The organism is Pseudomonas sp. UBA6315 (assembly GCF_002438125.1).
GTDB classification, from domain to species: Bacteria; Pseudomonadota; Gammaproteobacteria; order Pseudomonadales; family Pseudomonadaceae; genus Aquipseudomonas; species Aquipseudomonas faucium.
Genome location: NZ_DJTF01000130.1, coordinates 1 through 5,281, shown reverse-complemented (window position 1 = coordinate 5,281; position 5,281 = coordinate 1). Strand labels below are relative to the sequence as shown.

Genomic DNA, 5,281 nt, shown 5'->3' with positions numbered 1-5,281 from the left:
CTTGCCCCGCGAAGAGGCCAGACCTGCCTGCTAGGCCGGGCACTGGTGGGTGACGCAATGAATGCCCCCGCCACCTGCGGCGATCGCATCGATGTCCAGCTGCACGATCTTGCGCCCCGGATACAGCGCGGCCAGTAGCGCCCGGGCCTTCTCATCAGCCTGGGCATCGCCGAACTGCGGGGCGATGACGGCGCCATTGATGACGAAGTAGTTGATGTACCCAGCGGCAAAATCGGCGCTCTTGCTGAACCTGTTGCGCCGCCCGCGCGTTGGCGGCGACACCAGGTGCACCTGCAAGGCCCGGCCTTCGGCATCGGTGGCCTTCTTGAGAATCTCCAGGTGCTTGCGCGTGACCTCGTAGTCGAAGGATTCGGGGTCGTTGTCGAGGTTGGCAATCACCACGCCCGGCCGCACGAAGCGGGCATAGAAGTCCACGTGGCCATCGGTGATGTCCTCGCCGGCGATGCCCGGCAGCCAGATGATTTTGTCGAGGCCCAGGCGCTTCTTGAGTTCGGCTTCGACCTCGGCCTTGCTCCAGCCGGGGTTGCGGTTGGCGTTGATCCAGCTGCTCTCGGTCATGATGCCGGTGCCGTGGCCGTCCACCTCGATGGCGCCGCCTTCGCCCACCAGCTCGCTGCGCTGGTAGCGCGCGCCGGCCAGGGCGGCCACCCGCTTGGCCAGTTGGGCGTCGTTGCGGTGGCGTTGCTTGTTGCCCCAGCCGTTGAAGTTGAAGTCCACCGCGGCCAGGCCATCGCCCTCGTCGACGACGAAGTTGGCGCTGATGTCGCGCATCCAGATGTCATCCAGCGCACAGGTGACGAACTGGGTGTTGGCGCTGGCGCAGTGGCGCTCGGCCAGCGCGCGCTCGCTTTCGCGGCAGAACACGGTCACTGGCTGGTAGCGGGCAATGGCCTGGGCGATGCGGCCCAGGGCCGCTTGCACGTCGGCGGTGAAGTCCTCCCAGATGGCGTCTTGGGCGGCGAAGGCGATGAAGGCGCGCTGTTGCGGCTCGCCCTCGTCGGGCATGAACCAGCGGCCCGCCTGGTCGGCGCGGGCCAGACCCAGGGGCAAGCCGAGGCTGGCGCCCAGGCCTGCGGCCAGTGACAGTTGCAGGAAGGTTCTACGGCTTGGCATGGGTCAGTCCTGTGCAGTCTTGAAGCGCGTCCACACCCGCATGCGCGCGCGCATATCGGCCTGGGGGATGTCGCGGCCCGGGATCAGCCGGGCATAGGTGGCTTCGTCGAGGTAGATATCGGGGTTGTCACGCAGCCGCGGCTCGACCGCCTCGCGCGCCTTGGCACTGGCCGTGGGGTAACCGGTGAAGTTGCTGATCGCGGCCATGTTCTGCGGGCGCATGACGAAGTTGATGAAACGATAGGCGTATTCCGGGTGCTTGGCATCGGCAGGTATCGCCATGGTGTCCATCCACACCGTGGTGCCCTGGCGCGGCACGCGGTACTGGAAGTCCAGCTGCTTGCCGGCGGCCTCGGCGGTGCGCTGGGCCTGGATCACGTCGCCGCTGTAGCCCAGCGACAGGCACAGGTTCTCGTTGACCAGCTCGGTCACCGGCTGCGACTGGAACTTGCGGATGTACGGGCGCACCGCCTTGAGCAGTTCGCTGGCCGCGGCCAGGTCTTCGCGCTTGGCGCTGCGCGGTTCGCGGCCCAGGTAGTTGAGCACCACGGCCAGCACTTCGTCGGGCGAGTCGATGATCGAGATGCCGCAGTCGGCGAACTTGGCGGCAAGTTCCGGCTTGAACAGCAAGTCGAGGTTGTCCAGCTGGGCATCGGGCATGCGCTGGCGGATCATGCCGGCATTGCTGGTCAGGCCGATGGTGCCCCAGGTGTAGGGCACCGTGGCCTGGCTGGCCTTGGGGTACTGGTCATGCAGCTTGCGCAGGCCAGGGTCGATGTCGTCCAGCGCTTGCAGCTGGCTGCGGTCCAGTTTCTGCAGGCTGCCGGCACGCATCAGGCGCTCGGCCACGGTGTCGCCGGGGAACACCAGGTCGTAGCCGCTGCGCCCGGACATCAGCTTGGCTTCGAGCACTTCGCTGCCGTCCATCACGTCGTAGATCACCTGGATGCCGGTTTCGGCCGTGAACTGCTTGAGCGTGTCGGCGGCGAAGTAGTCGGCCCAGTTGTACAGGCGCAGCGTCGGCTGCTCGGCCTGGGCGTGGGCGGTGCACAGGGCCAGGGCGAGTGCCGCCAGGTGAGGCAGTTTCATGGTCAGGCCCTCGCAAGGTGGGAGTGGTTGCCGTCCAGGGTCAGCAGCGGCGAGTACATGTCCGGGCGCCGGTCGCGGTAGATGCCCCAGCTCAGGCGGTCCTCGCGCATGCGCGCCAGGTCCAGGTCGTGCAGCCAGATGCCGCTGCTGTTGCGGTCGGCTTGTTCCAGCAGCGCGCCCTTGTGGTCGCAGATGAACGACGAGCCGTAGAAGCGCATGGACAGGCCGGGGTCGCTGCCGGCGACTTCCTCGCCGACGCGGTTGGCCGCCACCACCGGCAGCAGGTTGGCGGCGGCGTGGCCGCGCATGGCAACCTGCCAGTGGTCGCGCGAGTCCAGCTCGGCGGCGCCGGGCTCGGAGCCGATGGCGGTGGGGAACAGCAGCACTTCGGCGCCCAGCAGCGCCAGGCAGCGCGCGGTTTCGGGGAACCACTGGTCCCAGCAGATGCCGATGCCCAGGCGGCCGAAGGCGGTGTCCCAGACCTTGAAGCCGGTGTCGCCTGGGCTGAAGTATTCCTTCTCCTGGTAGCCGATGGCGTTGGGGATGTGGGTCTTGCGGTAGACCCCGAGCAGGCGGCCGTCGGCATCGGCGACGGTCAGCGAGTTGAAGAAGGCATTGCCGGCCCGTTCGTACCAGCTCAGCGGCAGCACCACGCCCAGCTCGCCGGCCAGCGCGGCGAAGCGCTGCAGGATCGGGCTGTCGGCGTAGGGCTGGGCCAGGGCCTGGTGGCGGTGGTCCTGTTCGATGCAGAAGTAGGGCGTGGCAAACAGCTCCTGCAGCAGGATCACCTGGGCGCCCTGGGCGGCGGCCTGGCGCACCAGCTGCTCGGCGCGCTCGAGGTTGTCCGGCAGGTTCCAGCTGCACGGCATCTGCGTGGTGGCGATGCGCAGCAGGCTCATGGCTGCACCTCGGGTTGCTGCTGGGTGATGCAGTGGATGCCGCCACCGCCGTGGGCGATATGGTCGATGCGCACCGGCACGATTTCCCGATCCGGGAAGGCGTGGGCCAGCTGCGCGGCGGCAGCGTCGTCGGCGGCAATACCATAGGCCGGCATGATGACTGCGCCGTTGGCCAGGTAGAAGTTGGTGTAGGAGGCGCAGAACACCTCGGCATCCGGGTCGACTGCGGCGCTGGCTTCGTACAGGTCGAGCAGTTCGAAACGGCGGCCCTGGGCATCGCTGGCCAGCTCCAGGGCGCGGCGGTTTTCCCGCACCACTTCGGCGTATACCGAACCCTGGTCATGGGTGGCATCGACCAGCAGCACGCCGGGGCGGGCGAAGGCGCACACGCCGTCCACATGGCCATCGGTCATGTCGCCGGTGACGTACTGCGGGTCGCCGGGCAGCCAGATGGTCTTGCGGATGCCCAGGTGGCGGGCGAAGCAGCGCTCGAATTCGGCCTTGCTGATGCCGGGGTTGCGGTTGGGGTTGAGCAGCACCGATTCGGTGGTGATCAAGGTGCCTTCGCCGTCCACGTGAATGGCGCCGCCTTCATTGCACAAGGCGGTGCTGAAGCCGTCCAGGCCCAGGTGGTCGAGGATGCGCCTGCCCAGGCTGCGGTCCAGGCCGTGGGCGGATTTGCCGCCCCAGGCGTTGAAGCGCCAGCTCAGGCCGGCAAGGCCATGCTGTGGGTGGCAGATGAAGCTGGGGCCACTGTCGCGGCACCAGCTGTCATCGACGGCCAGCTCGATCAGTTCGATGTTGCTGCCGCACAGGGCGCGGGCACTGGCCAGGGCTGCAGGGTCGACGACCATCTTCACCGGCTCGAAGCGAGCGATGGCGGCGGCCACCCGGGCAAAATCGCGCTGCACGTCGGCCAGGCTCACCTGCCAGCCGCTTTCCCACAGGGCCTGGTTGTGCGGCCAGATCATCCAGGTGGCAGCGTGGCGGGCCCATTCGGCAGGCATGCGCCAGCCGCTGTCGAGGGACAGGTCCATAGAGAACTCCGATCTATTAAGGATTTTTATCAACGAAGCCCGCCGTCGCGGGTGTTGGTGACCATGCTATGGCTATGAAGCGGCAGCGACAAACGATAGATTTAGCGCATATCTGATTAGCAGGGCTTATCGATCATGCTCAAACACTGGCCACCCCTCAATGCCCTCAGAGGCTTCGAAGCTGCCGCGCGGCTGGGCAGCTTCCACAAGGCGGCAGAGGCGCTGAACCTCACCCAGTCGGCCATCAGCCAACAGATCCGCAGCCTGGAAACCTACCTGGAGCAGCCGCTGTTTTACCGCAGTGGCCGCAGCGTCAGCCTGACCGATGCCGGCCACGACCTGCTCAGCACCACCCAGTCGCTGCTGCAGCACCTGGCAGTGGGCATTCGCCGCCTCGACCAGTACCGCAAGCCCAACCAGCTGGTGGTCAACACCACGCCGGCATTCGCCCGGCATTGGCTGCTGCCACGCCTGGCCGATTTCCATCAGCGCTGCCCAGAGGTCGACCTGTGGCTGTTCACCAGCTTCGAGGTGCCGGACATGGCCACCGAGACCATCGACCTGGCCATCCGTGATGACCTCAGCGCCCAGGCCGAATGCAGCTTCAGCGTGCTGCACCAGGATCATCTCTACCCGGCCTGCCACCCCTCGCTGGCCACGGCCCCTGGCCGCACCACCCTGCACGGCGAGCGCGAGATGGACTGGAGCCATTGGCAGCTGGAAGGGGGCGAGGATGTCGGCCAGCAGGGCAAGGGGCTGAACTTCTCCGACCCGGGCCTGCTGCTGGATGCCGCCAGCGAAGGGCTGGGCGTTGCCCTGGTCAGCCAGCTGCTGGCCCGCCGGGCAGTGCAGCAAGGGCTGCTGCAGGCGCTGTCGGCGCAGCGCGTGCGAGGCCCGGCCTGGGCCTGCCTGGTGCACCGCGACAGCCAGGGCGACCCGCTGGCCAGGCAATTTCTCGAATGGCTCAAGGGCGCGCTGGGCCAGGAATGACGCGGGCAGTTTTGAATCCCCCCGATCAGCCCGTAATATGTGTCGGATAACCTGCGGGGGTAGTCTCACCCTCTGATCAATCGGAAGCGCCCCTTGGCGGCGCTTCCCCAGCATAAACCTGACGAGGTACAG

5 protein-coding genes are annotated in these 5,281 nt (G+C 67.2%); 1 reads left to right on the top strand and 4 read right to left on the bottom strand.

Going from position 1 to position 5,281, the window contains the following annotated elements; all coding sequences use genetic code 11:
- Positions 1-30: 30 nt before the first annotated feature.
- Genes B3E94_RS15095 through B3E94_RS15080 form a run of 4 tightly spaced genes read right to left on the bottom strand, consistent with a single transcriptional unit; the run spans position 31 to position 4,159 of the window.
- Positions 31-1,134, bottom strand: a complete 1,104-nt coding sequence (locus B3E94_RS15095; protein WP_286914130.1) for an agmatine deiminase family protein — start codon at positions 1,132-1,134, stop codon at positions 31-33.
- A 3-nt stretch (positions 1,135-1,137) separates the two neighbouring features.
- Positions 1,138-2,223, bottom strand: a complete 1,086-nt coding sequence (locus B3E94_RS15090; protein ID WP_286914129.1) for an extracellular solute-binding protein — start codon at positions 2,221-2,223, stop codon at positions 1,138-1,140.
- Positions 2,224-2,225: 2 nt separating this feature from the next.
- A complete protein-coding gene (gene aguB, locus B3E94_RS15085; RefSeq protein WP_286914128.1) occupies positions 2,226-3,122 on the bottom strand; it encodes an N-carbamoylputrescine amidase in 897 nt (298 codons plus the stop codon).
- Positions 3,119-4,159 (bottom strand): agmatine deiminase family protein, encoded by a 1,041-nt coding sequence (locus B3E94_RS15080; RefSeq protein WP_286914127.1) that lies wholly within the window; start codon positions 4,157-4,159, stop codon positions 3,119-3,121. Before B3E94_RS15080 ends, aguB begins: the two co-directional genes overlap by 4 nt.
- Positions 4,160-4,294: 135 nt before the next feature.
- Here B3E94_RS15080 and B3E94_RS15075 point away from each other — a divergent pair, with 135 nt between their 5' ends.
- Positions 4,295-5,149: a LysR substrate-binding domain-containing protein gene (locus B3E94_RS15075; protein WP_286914126.1), complete on the top strand. Its 855-nt coding sequence runs from the start codon at positions 4,295-4,297 to the stop codon at positions 5,147-5,149.
- Positions 5,150-5,281 lie beyond the last annotated feature (132 nt).

Excerpts from the sequence above, each read along its gene's own strand:
- B3E94_RS15080 (WP_286914127.1), bottom strand. The coding sequence starts at position 4,159 with ATGGACCTGTCCCTCGACAGCGGCTGGCGCATGCCTGCCGAATGGGCC.
- B3E94_RS15090 (WP_286914129.1), bottom strand. The coding sequence starts at position 2,223 with ATGAAACTGCCTCACCTGGCGGCACTCGCCCTGGCCCTGTGCACCGCC.
- B3E94_RS15095 (WP_286914130.1), bottom strand. The coding sequence starts at position 1,134 with ATGCCAAGCCGTAGAACCTTCCTGCAACTGTCACTGGCCGCAGGCCTG.
- B3E94_RS15075 (WP_286914126.1), top strand. The coding sequence starts at position 4,295 with ATGCTCAAACACTGGCCACCCCTCAATGCCCTCAGAGGCTTCGAAGCT.
- aguB (WP_286914128.1), bottom strand. The coding sequence starts at position 3,122 with ATGAGCCTGCTGCGCATCGCCACCACGCAGATGCCGTGCAGCTGGAAC.